The sequence below is a fragment of the Streptomyces sp. CC0208 genome (genome assembly GCF_003443735.1).
Lineage (GTDB): Bacteria > Actinomycetota > Actinomycetes > Streptomycetales > Streptomycetaceae > Streptomyces > Streptomyces sviceus.
In genome coordinates this window covers 576,064-593,153 of record NZ_CP031969.1, presented here as the reverse complement: position 1 = coordinate 593,153, position 17,090 = coordinate 576,064, and the positions used below count along the sequence as shown (strand labels likewise).

Here is a 17,090-nt window from a genome sequence, read left to right as displayed (position 1 = left end):
GCGTCTGTGGGTTGTCTGTGCGGATCCGTGGTGCGCGGGCGAGCGATGCGATCAAGCCAGACAGGGCGCGGGGACTAGCGGATCACCGGTCGGGGGAAGCGCTTCCCATGAGTCGAACTCCCCACCTCCGCGCGGCCGTCGTCGGCACCGGCCACCGCGCCCAGCTGTTCACCCGGGCCCTCGCCGCACGCCCCGGCCACCGTGTCGCCGCCCTGTGCGATCCCAGTCCCACCCGTATGGCCTTCCACAACCGGCTGCTCGCCGAGGCCGGCGAACCCGCCGCCGCCCAGGGGGAACCCGAACACTTCGCCCGGCTGCTCGCCGAGGAGGACATCGACGAGGTCGTGGTCACCACCGTCGACGCCGAACACGACCGCTACATCGTTCCCGCCCTCCAGGCAGGCTGCCGCGTGGTCACCGAGAAGCCGATGACCGTGGACGCCGACCGCTGCGCCCGCATCCTGGACACGGTCAGGGCCACCGGCAACTCCCTCACCGTCGCCTTCAACTACCGCTTCAACCCCGTGCACGAGAAAGTCCGAGCCCTGCTCGCCGACGGGGCGATCGGCGAGATCCTCTCCGTGCACTTCGAATGGCTCCTCGACACCCGGCACGGAGCCGACTACTTCCGCCGCTGGCACCGCGAGAAACGGCACAGCGGCGGCCTGATGGTCCACAAGGCGAGCCACCACTTCGACCTGGTCAACTGGTGGCTCGCCGACGAGCCGCAGGAGGTCTTCGGCTACGGACGGCTCGGCTTCTACGGCCCTGCGGCGGGCGAACGCCATGGCCTGCGCCGCGACTACACCCGGGCCCACGGGGCGGGCCAGGCCGCCGACGACCCCTTCGCGCTCGACCTGGCGTCCGACGACACCCTGCGCGCCCTGTATCTGGACGCGGAGCGGGACGACGGATACCTGCGCGACCGCAACGTCTTCGACGGGCCCGTCACCATCGAGGACGACATGGCACTCGTGGTCCGCCACGCCCGGGGCGCGACGATGACGTACCACCTCACCGCCTACTCCCCGTGGGAGGGCTACCGGGTCATGTTCAACGGCAGCGCGGGCCGACTGGAACTGGAGGTCGAGGAGAGCCGCTGGCAGGCGCCCCGGACCAGGATCACCTCGGCGAGCGGCGCGCTGCACGGGGACACCGCGGCCGACCACGCGGGCGGTGCTCGGCTGACCCTGCGCCCGCTGTGGCAGCCCCCGGTCGATGTGCCGCTCGTCACCGACCACGAGGCGCACGGCGGGGGAGACCCGCGCATGCTCGACGCGCTCTTCGGGCCCGTGGATCCCGGTGTGGGGCCCGTGAGCGAGGACGTCGGTGCGGCGGGGCATCCGACGGCCACCGAACGGGACGGCGCCCTGGCGCTGGGTGTGGGGATCGCCGCCAACCGGTGCTTCGAGACGGGGCAGCCGGTGCGGGTGCGGGATCTGATCCCCGGGGCGTGGTGAGACCCCGTGCAATCACCAGGAGTTGATGGTGCGTCAGCTCCAGGCGCGATACGGCTCGTCGAGCAACTGGAAGACCGGCTCGCCGCGGACCGGGTCCTTGGCCGTCGACATCCGCACCCGGTCACCGCTGTGGATCGCGGCGGGCGGGCCCATGACCCGGCCCCGGACGACGAATCCCTCGGCCAGCTCGATCAGCGACACATTGCGGGCGGCGGGGGTGTTGCGGTGGACCACCGTGGAGTGGCGGACCGTGCCCACGCCCTCGCTGCGCTCCGTGCGCAGGTCACCGCCCTGGCAGACCGGACACAGCAGCCGGTGGTACATCGCGGTGCCGCACCAGGTGCACCGCTGGAAGAGGATCACGTCCGTGGCCGGGGCGGCGGGCTCGAGGACGCCCGTCCCGGAGCCGACTGCCTGACGAGCAATGCTTCCTGAGTGGTGGTACACGCTGGTCAACTCCCTGCGCTCGGCCGGAATCCCACGTGCTCGGGTAACCGTGCACGGACGTGCGCGGCTCCTCGTGCCACCGCGCACACCGTCAGCGTATGGCACTGAGTGTCAGCCGTAAAGGTACTGCGTACCCTCATTTTGGGCGGGCTGCCGATGGCTGCTCCGTCCGGCCGGCGCGGCTTCAGTCCCCGTCGAGCGTGGACTCGATCTCCTGGACCACGCGCCACAGCGGGGCGCCGCGCCGGGAGACGATCACCACCACGTCCTCGGGCGGTGCGTCGGCGGCCGGGGCTCCGGCCGCCCCGAAGGCGGCCTGGACATAGCCGAGCGCGTGCTCCACCGCCTCCTCGGCGTCGCCCTGTCCGTCCGAGCGCAGCCAGGAGCGCAGGGCGTTGTTGTGGGCCGCGGCCACGGCGGCGGCGATCACGTCGGCCCGCAGCGTCCCGTCGTGCAGCCCCTTCAGACGCCCGCGCAGGTACTCGGCGAAGGAGCGCTCGTAGCGCCACACCACGGACAGCTCGTAGGCGCGCAGGCCCGGCACCTGCTTGGTGAGACGGTAGCGCTGCACCGAGAAGGTCGGGTTCTCGGTGTACATGCGCAGCACCAGCCGTACCGCCTCGCAGACCCGCTCCAGCGGGTCGCACCCGGGGTCGCTCGCGGCCAGGAAGGCCGTCATGTCGGCCAGGCACCGCTCGTGGTCGGGGAAGACCACGTCCTCCTTGGACGGGAAGTACCGGAAGAACGAGCGGCGTCCGACCCCGGCGAGCGTGACGATGTCGTCGACGGTGGTCTGCTCGTAACCCCTTTCCAGGAACAACTGGAAGGCGGCCGCGACCAGCGCGTCCCGCATGGCGGGCTTGGTGGAGCTCATGGTCGCGAACGTAGCACCTGAACCGCCGATATGGCACTGGGTGCAGTCATGTGAGGGAACTGAGTGCTGTTCCTCCGCGTTGTCCGGTGGCTCTTCCCCGCATACGATCGCCACCCGCCCGCCGAGGAGTCCCCATGTCCCCCCGCTCCACCCTCCTGTACGTCACCGACCTCGCCTACCAGGCCCGCGGGCGCCGCTACTGCGACGAGGACATCCTTCTCACCTCGCGCCTCAGGGAGGACTTCGACCTCGCCCTGTGCCATCCCCGGGACACCGCCGCCCTGGCGGACCGCTTCGACGCCGTCGTCATCCGCAACAGCGGGCCGGTCCTGGCGTACCAGGAGGCCTACGACGCGTTCCGCGAGAAAGCGCTGCGCGACGGCACGCGCGTGTACAACCCCCTGTCCGGCAAGGCCGACATGGCGGGCAAGCAGTACCTGCTCGACCTCACGGCCGCGGGCTACCCCGTCATACCGACCGTCGACCGGGCCGAGGACCTGCACCGGCTGCCCGCGACGGACCGGTACGTCGTCAAGCCCCGGCTCGGCGCCGACTCCATCGGCCTGCGGATCGTGTCCGCCGACGAGGTGCGCGGCCACATCGACGGACAGGTCCTCGTCCAGCCGCGCGTGGACTTCGCCTACGAGGTCTCCTTCTACTTCGTCGACCACCACTTCCAGTACGCCCTGCACGCCCCGCACGCCGACCGGCGCTGGGCCCTGGAGCCGTACCGGCCCACCCCCGACGACCTGGAGTTCGCCCGGCGCTTCATCGACTGGAACGCCCTCGGTCACGGCATCCAGCGGGTGGACGCCTGCCGGGCCCCGGACGGCGGACTTCTGCTGGTCGAGCTGGAGGACCTCAATCCGTATCTCTCCCTGGACGCCCTGGACGACGAGGGCAGGGACGACTTCGTCGGGGCGATGAAGGCATCCCTGCACCGGTTTCTCGCTGCTGCTTCCCGATGAACACCAGACCCCGAAGGACCGAGCACGAGCACTGAACTCCCGGGCTCCTGGCGCCGTATCACTCACCGGGGACCGGCTCAGACCCGTGTGCGCGGGACGGAAGGAGACCAGGATGCCGACACCGTCCGACCGAGGGGCGTCGCCGGACCGGACGCCCCTCGAACCCATCAGGGTGCTGCGTCCGCGCCGCACCGACGCGCTCGCGGAGCTGATGAAGGACATGCCGCCCCGGGCGCCCGTCGGATACGAGTCCTTCGCGCTGCCCGGCCCGCCGTCGGGAGCCGAGGAGTCGACCCAGGAACTGCCACCCGTCAGGGACGACCACGACCGCTCTCGGCGCTCCCGCGACATCCCTCGCGGACGGGTGCCGGGACTGCGCCGTACGGCGATCGCGATGGCCGTGACCGCGGCCGCGGTGATCGGCTTCGGCTGCGCGCTCCTGCTCGCCGGACGCGGAGAGAGCCCCGCCGCGGCGGCCCCGCGGCCGACCGCGTCCGCGTCCGGGTCGGCGGCCCCCACAACCACCCCGACGGCCTCCGGCGCCACCGACCCCGACGGGTCCGGCACCCTCCGCCAGGGAGACAGCGGCCCCGAGGTGAGCGACCTCCAGGAACGCCTGCGCCACATCCCGAACGTGTACGACAACGGCTCCACCGACGGCACCTACGACACGACCCTGACCGCAGCGGTGGCCCGCTTCCAGCTCTGGTACGGCATCCGCGGCGACGAGGACGGCGTGTACGGCGACGACACACGGCGTGACCTGGAGTCCCGCACGGGCGGCTGATCGGGGAGGATGGCAGGCATGGACGCGTTCATCGACCGGCTCGACCCCGACATGTGTGTCGTGACCGCCGCTGCGGACGGCGACCGCGCGGGCTGTCTCGTCGGATTCTCCTCGCAGTGTTCGATCGAGCCCGTGCGGTATGCGGTGTGGCTGTCGAAGGCCAACCGCACCTACCGGGTGGCCCGTACCGCGCCCCGCCTCGCCGTCCATCTGCTCACCCGCGAACAGCGTGGCCTCGCCGAGCTGTTCGGCGGGGAGACGGGGGACCGTACGGACAAGTTCGTCCGGGTCCCCTGGCGGGAGGAGGCCGGCGGGGCCGTCGTACTGGACGAGGCCTCGGCCTGGTTCGTAGGCAGGGTCGTGCAGCGCGTCGAGGGCGGTGACCACGTGGGGTTCGTCCTGGAACCGGAGACGTGGGGCGGGCGCGAGGACACCGGGGGCGCGAAGCTGCTGCGGCTGTCGGACGCGACCTCCATCTCGCCCGGCCACCCGGCGGACTGAGCCGGGACGCTCGTACTGCGGATGCCCCCGCGGCTCACTCCGGCCCGGAGGGCACCCGGATGTCCACCACGCAGACGTCGTCGCGCCGCTCGCCCTCCAGCACCGAGGCCAGCACCGGGGCCAGGGAGCCGGGCTCGTCCGTGTGGTGGGCGGCGACGGCCGCGGCGAGCCGGTCCAGACCGAGGTCGAGGCCCTCGGAGGGCCGCTCGACCAGGCCGTCGGTGTAGAACAGGACGCGGTCACCCGGCTCCAGCGCGCAGCGCGCCTCCTGGAAGTCCGGATCGGAGCACGCCCCCAGCAGCATGCCGAGCGGGCGGTCCAGATAGCGCACCTGTCCACCGCGCACCAGCAGCGGTGGCGGATGGCCGGCCTGGGCCCACACCAGGCAGCGCTCGCCGGGGTCGTAGCGGGCCAGGACCATGGTCGCGGTGCCGTGGGAGTCGCGCGAGTGCAGCAGCAGGGTGTTGAGACGGGCGAGCGCCCCGGTCAGCGACGAGCCCGTGATGACCATGCCCTTGGCGGTGAAGCGCAGTTGCGCCATCGTGGCCACGGCGTCGATGCCGTGCCCGGCGACGTCCCCGACCACGAACAGGGCGTCGCCGTCGGGCAGTTCGATGGCGCTGAACCAGTCGCCGCTGACGTGGATCCCCGAATGGGCGGGCAGATAGGCCACTTCGACCCGCAGGCCGGCCAGGCGGACCGGCCGGGTGGGCAGCGGCAGCAGCGCGTGCTGGAGGCGGGCGGCCAGGGTGCGCTCGGCGTGCAGCACCCCGTGCTGCGTCACGATCTCCTGCTCGCTCTCGACGAGGGCGAGTTCGGCGCTGCGCTGCGCGGTGAGGTCCTGGACGAAGCCGTGCACCTCCACGGGTTCGTTCGCGGTGTCCGTCACCACTTCGGCGACCATCCGCAGATGGCGGACCTCGTCCCCGGCCCGGATCCGGAAGGGCACGTCGAACTGGCGCCCCGAGCGCACGAGTTCCCGCACGGCCTGGGCCAGCACCGGGGCGTCCTCGGGCAGCGCGAGCCCCGGGAGGCCGGCCAGCCGGACGGGTCCGAGCACGGGGTCCCGGTGCATGACGAGGAAGGTCTGGGAGGACCAGCTGCCCTCGCCGGTGACCAGGTTCCAGTTGGCCCAGCCCAGATTTCCCAGCCGCTGCACGTCCGCCAGGCGCTGTTCCTGCCGGTCGGAGGAGTCGTGGCGGACCCAGGTGACGACCAGGGCGCCGCCGAGCCGGGCCGCGTGCAGGGTGTAGGTGGCCAGTGCGGCGGCGCCGTCCACGACTTCCTGGTAGGCGAACGGCTCGCTCTCGAACGGCTCGCCGGTGGTCAGCGCGCGCAGACAGCCGTGCCACACCGGGCCGTCCGCCAAGCTCGGGAAGCACTCCAGGATGCGCCGGCCGAGCAGCTGCCTGCCGGTGCGGCCCACGACGTCGACGGCCTGCTCGGTGGCGGCGTCGATGCGGTAGTCCTCGACCTCTCCGGAGGGGCCGCGCAGCGGCGTGAGCAGCACCGCCGAGCCGGGCAGCGAGTCGAACACGGGCTGGGCGGCGGCGGCCGCTGCGGCGGTGCTGTGCTCCGACCGGGCGCCGAAGGACCGCAGCCAGCCCGCGCACAGCCGGACGACCGCCTGCAGGAGCTGTCGGTCCTGCGAGGAGAACGGCCCGCTCCGCGCGCGCAGGATGCCGATGCAGACCTCGGCGTCGTCGCCGGTCGGCACCGGCAGCCAGGCGCGGGACAGCCAGCGCTCGGGCGGGTTCCCTATCAGCAGGTGCCGATCCCGGTCCGTCGTGAAGTCCTCCAGCCAGCGGGGCTCCCGAGCCCGGAGCGCTTCGAGCGCTGCGATGCCGCTCAGCGGGGGAACCCGCGCCCACTGGGCGGCCAGCGTGGCGTCGATGCCGGCATGGCCGATCAGTTCGAGTCCTCCGGCCTGCAGCGAACGGAAGAGCAGGAGTGCGTCGGCGTCGACGTCCGTCCTGAGCTCCTCCAGGAGGCAGCCGGCCAGGTCCCGCGGGGTGACCACGTGGACGAGGGCCTTGCCGAGGCGGCCGAGCGCGGTGGAGCCGTCGTCCAGGTCACAGGTGTCCTGATCGGCGGGACCGGCGGTGTCGGGCCGGACGGATCGAGGGCCGGTCGGCGCGGGAATGGCGGACAGGTTCGCGCCGGGAGCGTCGTCGCCGACGCGGGGTTCTGTCGTGGTGCCGAGCGGGGGCAGGGAGCCGAGGGTGATCCAGCACTCCTCCAGCAGTGTCCGGCTGCCGGTCTTGGCGCGCTGCAGCAGCTCCTCGCCGGCCGCGTCCGGAGTGCACCCGGTCAGCGCCATGATGGCGCCCTTGGCACGCTCCATCACCGCCGAGGTGGCGGTCTGGTCCCGCAATCGGTCCATTTCGGCACGCTGTCTGGCCACGACCTTGGCCAGCGTGGCCATGTCGGGGGCGGTGCCGGCGTGCGCAGGGCCGGTCGACTCGCTCGTCACGGGTCGAGCATCGCACATGCGCCAGGTGTCGATCCCGCTGTGGTGAAGACGCATCCCACACACCGGTGACACCGGCGGTTGACGAGACCGGCCGTGCCCTCCGGCCAGGGGCGGGTCAGTGGTCGGGCGGCGGGTAGAGCCACCGTCGCAGCAACCGGCTCAGCAGGGGCATCACCAGATACGTGAGCACCGGCAGCAGCACGACCGGGAACACCGCGGCCCGCAGCGGCAGGGGCCAGGCGGCGGTGTGGGGCGCCACCAGCCACTGGATGAGCAGGGTGCACGGGAAGGCGCCGAGGAACGTGGTCAGCACCATCTTCCAGCGGACCGGGGGCCGCACGGTGGTGCCGGGCAGACTGAACCAGGTCTCGAGCCCGGTCGTCGACTGCCGTTCGCTGCCGAGTTCCGTGGCGATGTCGTCGATCCGCGCGTGCCAGGCCGCCCGCTCGTCCGACTCCAGCCAGGCGGTGAGCCGGTGCGCGTCGGACCAGCGCAGTACCGCGTGGAAGCGGTGGCCGTCCTCGGGGCGCAGCCAGGAGACGCCCTCGTTGCCAGGGAACCGCCGGGCGCAGCGGGTGATCCCGAGCGTCCAGCGCTCGAACTCCTGCTCCCGGCCGGGGCGCACCTCCCAGGTGAGGACCGTGGTGACCGGATCGCCGTGCCGTACGTCGGTGGTGCTCATGGTCTCCACGGATTCCCCCGCACGGCGCGGGTCATGCCCTGGGGGACGGGTCAGCGCCCGTGCTGGTGGTCGACCAGGGCCTGGGTGACCGCGCGGATGCTGCGGGCGATGTGCTGGAGCTGGAGGACCTCGGCCGCGTAGAGCTTGATCGTGTGCTCGATGACCGACTCCGGCAGCCCGAGCGAGGGCAGGTCCGCGCGGGCGGTCTGCAGCGCGGTGCGGGCGACCCGGATCTCGTGCTGGACCTGGATCTGCGCATGCCGGGCGAGGAGCACGGTGTGCCGCATCAGGGCCGGATAGCTCGCGTACCGCGCCGGCACCAGCTCGCGCAGCCACTTGGTCGCCGAGCGCTCCCAGTCGTAGCTGCCGGGCGTCTTGACCTGGCAGGGCCAGTCCGGGCCGGGACGGGTGGTGGTGCGCGTGGTCGTCATCAGGGCCATGGTGTTCGCTTCCGGGTGTGCGGCGTCGTGTGGGTGGTCCGACGGTTTGGGCGGCCCCGGCCTAGGGGATGACCGGGGCCGCCATGGGCTCGCGTGCAGGCGAGGCCCTACCGAACACCCCGGGCGCCGACGCGGGTAGGTGACGACGGCACGGGATGTCCGCAAAGGGAGCCCTCTCGGGCAGCGTGGGGGTGGGTGACGGGGACAGGGGTGCGGACGGTCCCGGAGCGGTCCCGGGGTGATCCGTGAGAAGTATTTATATATGCCGTCCGCTTGGCAAGGAGTATGAAAACATTCATGCGCGATTTATTACGGATGGCCCCGATCTGAAGCCGTATGGCCGGGGTGCGAGAGGATCAGTCCCTGAGGAAGAACTGGTGCTGGTCGGAGATCTGCTCGTACTCCTCCAGCCGCGCCTGAGTGCGCTCGGGGTCGGCGTCGGTCATGGCCTGGAGCAGGGCGGCGGCGATCACACCGGGCGCGGCGTAGGAGTCGAAGACCAGCCGGGATCCCGTGCCGGTGGAGAAGAGCACGTCCGCCTCGTCGGCCACGTGCCCGAGCGCCAGGTCCGTGACGAGGGCGATCTTCAGTCCGGCGCTGCGGGCGACCCGCAGGGCGGTGAGGGTCTCCTGGGCGTGCCGGGGCATCGAGAACGCGAGCACCCAGGTGCCGCCCGCCTCGCGTGACTGGAGGAGGGCGTCGTAGGCGACGCTGCCGCCGCGGGTGACCAGCCGTACGTCGGGATGGATCCGGCGTGCCGCGTAGGCGAAGTACTCGGCCAGGGACGCCGAGATGCGCAGGCCCAGGATGGTCAGCGGGGTCGACTCGGACAGCTTGCGGCCGAGTTCGATCACCCGGTCGGGGTCGGCGAAGTCGCGGCGCAGGTTCTCCAGGTTCTCGATCTCCGCGTCGACCGCGGCCTGCAGTTCGTTGCCCCGTGACTCGTCGTCGGCGACCGGTCCGCCGGCGAGCGTCCCGAGCGCGATGGCCTGGAGCTTCTCCCGCAGGGCGGGGTAGCCGCTGAAGCCCACGGCCGCGGCGAACCGCGTCACCGAGGGCTGGCTCACGCCCACGCGATCCGCGAGATCGGTGATGGAGAGGAACGCCGCCTCGGTGATGTGCTCGATCAGGTACTGCGCGATGCGCCGCTGCCCGGGGGAGAGCCGGGGCCTGTCGAAGAGTGTCCTGAGCTGGGAGGCCGGCGCGGCCTCCGCCTCCGGTGCGGTCCTGCCCGAGGTGATCGCGGATGCCTGGGCGCGTGCCTGCTGCGGCGATGACACCGGGGCGCCTCCTTTGTCTGCCACGGGGAGTCAACATAGCTCACACCCCTCGATGACCAGCGCTTGTACGAAGGCGTCCGGCGACCGCCGATCGGGACGGGTACGCCGCGCCCGAGCGGGAACCCGCCGCTGGGCAAGACCTTCGACGACACCTGAGGAGCAGCCCCGAATGACGGTCCCCGAGGAGAACCGGCGCAAGACCGGCACCACCGACGGCCTCGTGGCCAACCACCACGAGGAGAGCGAGGCCCCCGCCCCCGGTGGCAGCGGACGCACCCTGCGCGAGGCGTTCGAGGAAGCGCGGGTGGAACCCGACGACTTCGCCCAGGAATGACACCGCAGGGGAAACCACAGCTTTCGGCAGGGAGACGCAATGGGTGCGCTGAGCGCGCTGGAACAGGCAATGGAGCACGGGTGGGAGACGCTGTGGGCGCGGGTCGCGGGCCGGGAACCGGTCGAACTCCTCGACGCGCTGCGCCGTGAGTGCGACAGCAACGTGGTGGTGTGCAGTGAGAGCAGGGTCGTGGTCCCGAACGCGTACGACGTCGAGCTCGCGGACTTCGCGTACGACGAACTGGTGCGCCGGGGCAGCGATGTGGGCCAGGAGCTGACGGACAGCCTGGCCCGGCACGGCGAACAGCAGGGCTACGAGTGGGCGGGCCCGCTCACCGTGCACATCTCCCGGTCCGACCAGGTGCCCAACGGCCGCTACCGCGTGACGAGCGGGGCGATGCCGCATGTGAGCGCCGAGGGGTTCCAACAGGCGGTCCGCTGAGCGAAGGCGGGTCACGCGGGCCGCGGTGGTCATCGGCGGTAGATCGTGATCGAGTGACCGACCTCGTCGACCGGACGGCTGCTGTCGATCAGCTCGGCCAGCCGGCCCCTGGCTTTGGCGACCGAGGAGTCCGACACGACGAGCAGTCCGCGCACCTCGCCCACCGGCACCTCGCGCGGATCGGAGGCCTCGATGCCGTAGGCGGACGGCACCCCGCTGCCCTTGTAGACGAGCCAGATCCGCTCGCCCGGGTAGCGCTCGCGCAGCCGGTCGGCGAGCCGGCCGAGGTCCTGGCCCCAGTCGACGTTGGAGTCGTGCAACCGCAGATGGGTACGGGCCGGTCCGCCGAACGCCTCGTTGGAGTACGGCAGATAGTAGGGAAAAGCCCGTACCGAGCTGACCGCGACGAACAGCACCAGCGCCCCGGTCGCCATCGTCGCCCAGCGCCGGCGTACCGCGAGGACACAGCCCGCGGCCACGGTCAGGAACATGGGCAGGAAGAGCGCGTACCGGGTGCCGAAGTCGCGTGAGCCGGTCATGGCCGAGGCGAGCAGCACCGCGGCGGGCACGAGCAGATACGGCGCGGCGGGCCGCAGCCGCCGTACCGCCACCAGCACGACGGCACCCGCGGCCCACAGCGCGAGCAGGCCCAGCGGGGTCTTCACCAGGAGGGCGGCGGGCAGGTAGTACCAGAGGTGCCCGGTGTACACCCGCCCGAACAGGAAGCCCTCCCACGGGTAGTTCTCGAAGTGGAACTGGATCCGCATGCCGTCCGCGTAGGCCTGGGGGAACGGCAGCAGCTCGACGAGGGTCCCGCGCAGCCCGTGCACCACCGGCACCTGGTCCTGGGACGTCCACCGCAGCCGCGGATCGACGACGAGATACGACGCCCATACGACGGCGACGGCGGCCAGGGTCAGGACCGCGGCCCCGGCGAGCACGTGGAGCAGCCGCCGGCGCTTCTCGGCACCGCGGCGCGCGGTCCACACCGAGAGGGCGGCCAGCACCAGCAGGACCGGCACGGCCGGCAGCGCGCTCATCTTGGTCGCCAGGGCCGCGCCGAGCGCCAGACCGGCGAGGGGCACGTACCGCCGTGGCCGTACGCGGGCCCGCCACAGCAGCCACACCGAGGTGAGCAGGAAGCCCGCCATGGGCACGTCGAGCGTGGCCAGCGAACCGTGGGCGACGACGTCGGGGGTGAAGGCGTACAGGGCGAGTGCCGCAAGGCCCGCCGCCCGTCCGGCGAGGTCCCGGGCGAAGGCGAACACGACCAGCCCGAACAGGAGCGTCAGCACGATCACCGGGAGCCGGGCCCAGAACATCAGCCGCCAGGGGTCGTTGCCCGACTGGTACAGCAGATGGGGGCCCAGGTCGATCTGGGGACCGTCGAAACCCGTGTCCACGTGCGGGTCGGCGATGGCCACCCCGACGGCGATCACGAGCTTGCCGAGCGGCGGGTGCTCGGGGTTGTAGCGGATGCCCTGACCGTGCAGGTACTCGGCGGCCGTGGCCACGTAGACGGGTTCGTCGATCGTGGGCGTCTGCTGCACGGCGGTGGTCACCATCGCGGCCGCCAGCTGCGCGAGCAGCACGACGACGAGGAGCGGCACCAGCCACCGCCGGACCGGTCGAGGCTGCCGCACCTCGTCGTCGCGGGCCCCGGACTCGGGAACCGTGTCCAGGACCGTCTGCTGCTCGCTCGCCATCATCCGCCCCGCGGTGAGACCGGCCGGGCGGTGGCGGGAGCGATCCGGAGGCACCTCATGTGGGCCACTCTCGCATCAGCTCCCGCCCCGCGGGCGGTGTCACCGCTTCAGGAGTCGTACCGACAGACCTTCCGTCGTGTAGACGGGTACGGCCCGCAGGGTGTCGGAGTTCAGTTCGACGCGGTCGAACTGTCCGCGCAGGCCGTGGCAGCCGAGGACCCGGACCGTGCGGCCCGCCTTCGGAGGGTTCTTCGCGTCCAGCTTCAGCGAGAGCACGCTGCCCGCGCCGAGCACCGCGCGCCGGGTCACCTCCAGAACCGGCTCCTGGCCCGAGCGCAGGGTCAGTTCCAGCGCGCCGGACTCCTGGCTGTACGTGCCGGGCACCTGAAGCGACTTGCCGCCCAGCGTCAGCTTTCCGCCCTGCACCCGCACGTCGCCGTGGCCGAGGGCGTGCGCCGAAGCCGCTACCAGCACGCCCTCCTTCAGCACGGTCCCGCCGGTGTACCGGTTGTGCCCCGTCAGGGTGAGCGTTCCGCTGCCCCGCTTGGTCAGAGAGCCACAGCCGTCGATGTCGTTGCGCCAGGTGTCGGCCGCGTGGAAGCCGCCCAGCGCCGCGTCGAGCGTGACGGTGACGTCGCCGGGGAAGGAGCCGTACCCGTCGGCCGCGGCGAAGAGATTCAGGCGGCCCCACTGCTCGAAGCCGTCGAGAAGGACGTATCCGGCGGGCAGCGCGGTGGACTGCAACACGTCACGGCGCTGCGCCGCGGTCAGGTAGGGCTGCCGGGTCTCCAGCAGCACCTCCGCGCCCTTGGGCACGGTGAGGGGCTTGTCGCGGCCCTCCCGCCTGAGCACGTAGGTCAACCGGGGCGTGACGGCCCGCTTGTTCGCGTCCCGGTCCGCGTAGGGGTCGGCGGGGTCCGAGTGGGCGTAGGCGAACAGGGTGTCGGGGGTGGTTCCCGTCCGCTGCGTGAAGTACGCCAGCGCCTGGGCGCGGGCGGCGGCCTTGAGCTCGGCGTTCGCCGGGTCGGCCAGCGTGGCGGCGGCCAGGGCGGTCGCCATGATGCGACCGCCCATGACGTCGACGGTGGAGTGCATGCCCGCCAGGATCCGGGTGTGGCTGAGCTCCATCGCGCGTGTGACCAGTTCCTGGAACCGCTCGGGCACGGCGTACGCGTAGGCCAGGGAGGCCAGGTGGTAGGCGTTGGTGTGACCGCTCGGGAAGCCGCCGTCGTCCGCCGGCGAGGTGCTGCGCTGGCGCAGCAGCTGGGGCGCGACGACCACCTTCGAGTCGTACACCGGGTAGCCAAGAGCGTCCTTCTTGCCCGTGTCGACGACCTGGCTGTCCTCGTTCATGCGCCACGGACGCGGATACAGGTAGGCGTACTTGGACGGGTTGCCCGACGCCCAGTTGCCGCGCAGGGTGTCCACCAGCTCGGCCACCTTGCCGAGGTCCGAGTCGTGGGAGCCCGCGCCGAGTGCGGAGCCGGCGGGGGCGCCGGCCGGCAGGGTGTCGTCGATCGTGGTCGGGGGCGTGCCGTCGGGCGCGCTGGTGATCGACGTGACCGCCTTGGCGCCCGCCTTGTACAGGGCGGCGAGCGGGCCGAGGCCGTCGATCGTCGAGTAGCTCTGGTGCATACGGTCGTAGAGGAACGCCACCTTCGCCTCGGCCGGGGTGCGCCGGGTCGTGACGTCGATGCTGTAGCGCACATTGGCGCGCAGGATGTCGGGCCGCAGCGGCGTGCCGGTGTTCCAGGCGTCGCCGGTCTTCCAGATCCGCGCGAAGCCGTCGAGGGCCCGGACGACCGCGTTGGTCTCGGGCGTGCGGTTCGCGGAGAGGTTGGTCTTGTAGTCGTCGACGAACGCGAGGGGGGCGGTGGCGGCCTTGGCGTCCGCGGCGCCCAGCCAGGAGGCGAAGGTGGGCGCGGCCAGGACGCCGGCCGAGGCACCCAGGGACGTCTTGAGGAACCCCCTTCGCTTCATGGCGCGTTCGGTGAGCGGCGCGGGGGAGTGCTGCCCGGCGGATGACGACATCGGGTCTGCCTCTCTCTGGAGTTCTGCGGCCGTACGGCCGGGGGAGGTGGTGCGGATGCGACTCATGATGCGCCGGACGACCTGTGCGTCGAATGCGCTTTCTGAAGTCGTACGAGCGAAGAACTACGGGCGGGTCATGTCGGACCGGAGGAGACTCGGCGTCCGGCGGATGTCACAGAAGTGAACGGGCCATCGCCACCGCGCCGTCCACCGGCGGTGCCCGCAGGGGACGCGGGCGCGCCGACGGCACGCTGTCGGCCAGTGCCGACGCGAAGGCGTCGTACAGCGAAGGCTGGGCGAGGACGGTACTGCCCGCGACCACGACGTCGTCGACCACCACCCCGCGGGCGGCGAGCCGTTCGACGAGCGCGGCCAGGGCGCGGCCCGCCTCGGCGATCACCGTGCAAGCGAGCGGGGATCCGGCCTCGGCGGCGGCGAAGACGGCCGGGGCGTGCCGGCCCCAGTCGGCGGAGGCGGCCGTGGCGTGCTCCAGTGCGGCGCCGAGCGCGGGTACTTCGGGGACGTCGAACCCGGACAGCAGAGCGAGCGCCAGCGCGTCGGGCTTCTCGCCCCGGTCGTGCGCCGCCCACACGGCCCGTACGGCCTCGCGGACCAGGCCCGCGGCGCCGCCCTCGTCGCCGAGGAGCGCGCCCCAGCCGCCGACCTGGACCGGTGTGCCGTCGGCGAACCGGCCCACGGCGACCGAACCGGTGCCGGCGACCAGGCCGACCCCCTTATCCAGGCCCGCCGCGGGAACGAGCAGTTCGGCGTCGCCCACGACCAGTGCGGGCGCATCGAAGTGCAGTTGGAGAGCGGTGCGGATCTGCGTGCACTGGCGCGGGGTCTCGCAGGCGTGCCCGCCCACGGCGAGCGCGGCCGGGCGGGCGCCCGCCGGAAGCGCGTCCGCGGCCAGTGCGGCCAGCCATCCGGCGGCGGCCACCGGGTCGTGGGGCCGCCAGCCGCTGCTGGACCGGACGTGATCGGCGACAAGGGTGTCGCCCGCGAACGCGCGCAGCTGTGTCTTGGTGCCGCCCACGTCGATGCCGACAACCAGGGGTGCGGTGTCCTGCACGGAACCTCTTTCGTCGTTGCGCTGTGTGCTGCGACGGTGGGCGAACCGTGCCTGGGGGCAAGGCAGTTGAAGAACTAGCGAAGCCCCGGGACGGGCCTCTGACGGACCACGGCAGGCGAGTACCGTGACGTTCGTTAGGAAGTTAACTAACGAAGTACAGTGCCTGTCAATAGGCGTCCCGCACCCGACTTTCCGGGCTCCCCGTCCCGGGCGGGAACGCAAGACGCCGGAGCAACCCATCGCCGCCTCCCGCCGAGCCGCTCGGCCCGGGAGAGCGGCCTGTGACCTGGGGGAAGTGTGGAACACGACGTGGCAAGAGCCCCCCGTCTGACCGAGAGCGCCGGCGCCGTGTTCGCGGTGCTGGCCCAGGCCGGCACCGCGACCCGGCCGCAGCTGGCGAGCCTCGCGCGCCTGTCCAAGCCGACGGTCTCCTCCGCCGTCGCCGAACTGGAGGGCGTCCATCTCGCGGCCCACTCCGGCACCTCCTCCGGCGGTACGGGCCGCAGCGCCGCCGTGTACCGCCTCGGCCCGGCCGCGGGCGCCGTGCTCGCCGTCGATCTCGGCCCCGCCCTCACCCGGGTGCGCGGCTGCGCCCTCGACGGCACCCTGCTCGCCGAGGCCACCGGACCCCGGGACGAGGCCGCCGACGTGGTGCGCGACGCCCTGTCCGCGCTGCCCCCCGACGCCCCGCTGCGCACCATCGTCGTGGCCGTCGGTGACGTCACCCCGCCGCAGCGCATGCGCCCCGCCACGGCCAAGGCCGGACCCGTCTTCGACGCGGTGGCCGTCGCGCTGCCGCCCGGAGTCCCCGTCCACCTGGAGAACAACGTCAACTGCGCCGCCCTCGCCGAACTGCACGAGGGCGCGGCCCGCGGCCGTCACACCTTCGGCTACCTGCGGATCGGCGTCGGTATCGGTCTCGGCATCGTCGTGGGCGGACAGGTGCTGGCCGGTGCCAACGGCGCCGCCGGAGAGCTCGCCAGACTGCCCTACCCCTGGGACGACGACCTGGAGCCCCGCCACGAGGCCCTGGAGGAGTACATCGGGTCCCGCTCCCTGCTGCGCCGGGCCGCGGAGGCTTGGCCGGAATCCGACGGCGCCTGCCCTCGCAGCGCCGAGCAGCTCTTCACCCTCGCCGGACAGGGCAGCGCCACAGCCGGCGCGGTGGTTGCCAGACACGCCGTGGACGTGGGCCGGCTGGCCGCCGCCGTGACCGCGGTACTGGACCCCGGACTGCTCGTGCTGGGCGGCAGTACCGGCGCGTTTCCGCAGCTCCTGCCCGGTGTGCGGGCCGAGCTGGAGCGACTCAGCTGGCCCACCGAGGTGGTCAGCAGCCAGGTCGGTGATCTCGGTACGGTCGTGGGTGCCGCCCGGCTCGCGGTCGCAAGAGGAGTCCAAACCGTGACCCAGGCGGCGCGGACGAAGGATTGACGGTTTCGGACTCGGTCTGCCAATGTCCGGACAAGCGCTTTCTAAGTCGGCCGGGACGCCGGCTTGGGCGAGCGTCCCGCCCGTACTCGACGTACGGCAACCGCACGAGGGCGTGCCCGTGCGGTGGCGGCCACAGCGGCCGGGGACCCTCGCCCGTCAGGAT

At 72.3% G+C, this 17,090-nt stretch carries 16 protein-coding genes; 7 read left to right on the top strand and 9 right to left on the bottom strand.

Annotated elements, in window-relative coordinates:
• Positions 1-107 precede the first annotated feature (107 nt).
• Positions 108-1,460, top strand: coding sequence for a Gfo/Idh/MocA family oxidoreductase (locus D1369_RS02765; RefSeq protein WP_118082228.1), 1,353 nt, complete (start codon positions 108-110; stop codon positions 1,458-1,460).
• A gap of 33 nt (positions 1,461-1,493) precedes the next feature.
• Here D1369_RS02765 and D1369_RS02760 read toward each other — a convergent pair whose 3' ends face one another.
• On the bottom strand, positions 1,494-1,907 hold the full coding sequence (locus tag D1369_RS02760; RefSeq protein ID WP_007386670.1) for an OB-fold domain-containing protein: 414 nt from the start codon (positions 1,905-1,907) through the stop codon (positions 1,494-1,496).
• Between the two features lie 184 nt (positions 1,908-2,091).
• Positions 2,092-2,760 (bottom strand): TetR family transcriptional regulator, encoded by a 669-nt coding sequence (locus tag D1369_RS02755; protein ID WP_037904000.1) that lies wholly within the window; start codon positions 2,758-2,760, stop codon positions 2,092-2,094.
• Between the two features lie 155 nt (positions 2,761-2,915).
• Here D1369_RS02755 and D1369_RS02750 point away from each other — a divergent pair, with 155 nt between their 5' ends.
• The 3 genes from D1369_RS02750 (at position 2,916) to D1369_RS02740 (ending at position 5,037) form a co-directional block, all read left to right on the top strand.
• Positions 2,916-3,749, top strand: a complete 834-nt coding sequence (locus tag D1369_RS02750) for a hypothetical protein (protein ID WP_037902370.1) — start codon at positions 2,916-2,918, stop codon at positions 3,747-3,749.
• Between the two features lie 112 nt (positions 3,750-3,861).
• On the top strand, positions 3,862-4,536 hold the full coding sequence (locus D1369_RS02745; RefSeq protein ID WP_118082227.1) for a peptidoglycan-binding domain-containing protein: 675 nt from the start codon (positions 3,862-3,864) through the stop codon (positions 4,534-4,536).
• A 9-nt stretch (positions 4,537-4,545) separates the two neighbouring features.
• Positions 4,546-5,037, top strand: a complete 492-nt coding sequence (locus D1369_RS02740) for a flavin reductase family protein (protein WP_118082226.1) — start codon at positions 4,546-4,548, stop codon at positions 5,035-5,037.
• A 34-nt stretch (positions 5,038-5,071) separates the two neighbouring features.
• Here the strand turns inward: D1369_RS02740 and D1369_RS02735 are convergent, their stop codons facing one another.
• The 4 genes from D1369_RS02735 to D1369_RS02720 form a co-directional block, all read right to left on the bottom strand.
• A complete protein-coding gene (locus tag D1369_RS02735; RefSeq protein WP_118083108.1) occupies positions 5,072-7,462 on the bottom strand; it encodes a SpoIIE family protein phosphatase in 2,391 nt (796 codons plus the stop codon).
• Positions 7,463-7,625: 163 nt separating this feature from the next.
• On the bottom strand, positions 7,626-8,192 hold the full coding sequence (locus tag D1369_RS02730) for an antibiotic biosynthesis monooxygenase (protein ID WP_037904007.1): 567 nt from the start codon (positions 8,190-8,192) through the stop codon (positions 7,626-7,628).
• A gap of 50 nt (positions 8,193-8,242) precedes the next feature.
• Positions 8,243-8,623: a hypothetical protein gene (locus tag D1369_RS02725; protein WP_007386677.1), complete on the bottom strand. Its 381-nt coding sequence runs from the start codon at positions 8,621-8,623 to the stop codon at positions 8,243-8,245.
• 365 nt (positions 8,624-8,988) lie between these two features.
• Positions 8,989-9,912: a MurR/RpiR family transcriptional regulator gene (locus D1369_RS02720; RefSeq protein WP_037902372.1), complete on the bottom strand. Its 924-nt coding sequence runs from the start codon at positions 9,910-9,912 to the stop codon at positions 8,989-8,991.
• A 169-nt stretch (positions 9,913-10,081) separates the two neighbouring features.
• Between D1369_RS02720 and D1369_RS42785 the strand changes: the two genes are divergently transcribed.
• Positions 10,082-10,246, top strand: coding sequence for a hypothetical protein (locus D1369_RS42785; RefSeq protein WP_162950994.1), 165 nt, complete (start codon positions 10,082-10,084; stop codon positions 10,244-10,246).
• Between the two features lie 39 nt (positions 10,247-10,285).
• Positions 10,286-10,687, top strand: a complete 402-nt coding sequence (locus D1369_RS02715; protein ID WP_007386680.1) for a DUF3662 domain-containing protein — start codon at positions 10,286-10,288, stop codon at positions 10,685-10,687.
• A gap of 29 nt (positions 10,688-10,716) precedes the next feature.
• Here D1369_RS02715 and D1369_RS02710 read toward each other — a convergent pair whose 3' ends face one another.
• The 3 genes from D1369_RS02710 to D1369_RS02700 form a co-directional block, all read right to left on the bottom strand.
• Positions 10,717-12,447, bottom strand: coding sequence for a phospholipid carrier-dependent glycosyltransferase (locus tag D1369_RS02710; protein ID WP_007386681.1), 1,731 nt, complete (start codon positions 12,445-12,447; stop codon positions 10,717-10,719).
• A 45-nt stretch (positions 12,448-12,492) separates the two neighbouring features.
• Complete coding sequence (locus D1369_RS02705; protein ID WP_118082225.1) at positions 12,493-14,424, bottom strand: phosphatase PAP2 family protein; 1,932 nt, start codon at positions 14,422-14,424, stop codon at positions 12,493-12,495.
• Positions 14,425-14,596: 172 nt separating this feature from the next.
• A complete protein-coding gene (locus D1369_RS02700; RefSeq protein WP_037902375.1) occupies positions 14,597-15,496 on the bottom strand; it encodes a BadF/BadG/BcrA/BcrD ATPase family protein in 900 nt (299 codons plus the stop codon).
• A gap of 309 nt (positions 15,497-15,805) precedes the next feature.
• Between D1369_RS02700 and D1369_RS02695 the strand changes: the two genes are divergently transcribed.
• A complete protein-coding gene (locus D1369_RS02695; RefSeq protein WP_240436047.1) occupies positions 15,806-16,927 on the top strand; it encodes an ROK family protein in 1,122 nt (373 codons plus the stop codon).
• The last annotated feature ends 163 nt before the right edge of the window (positions 16,928-17,090 follow it).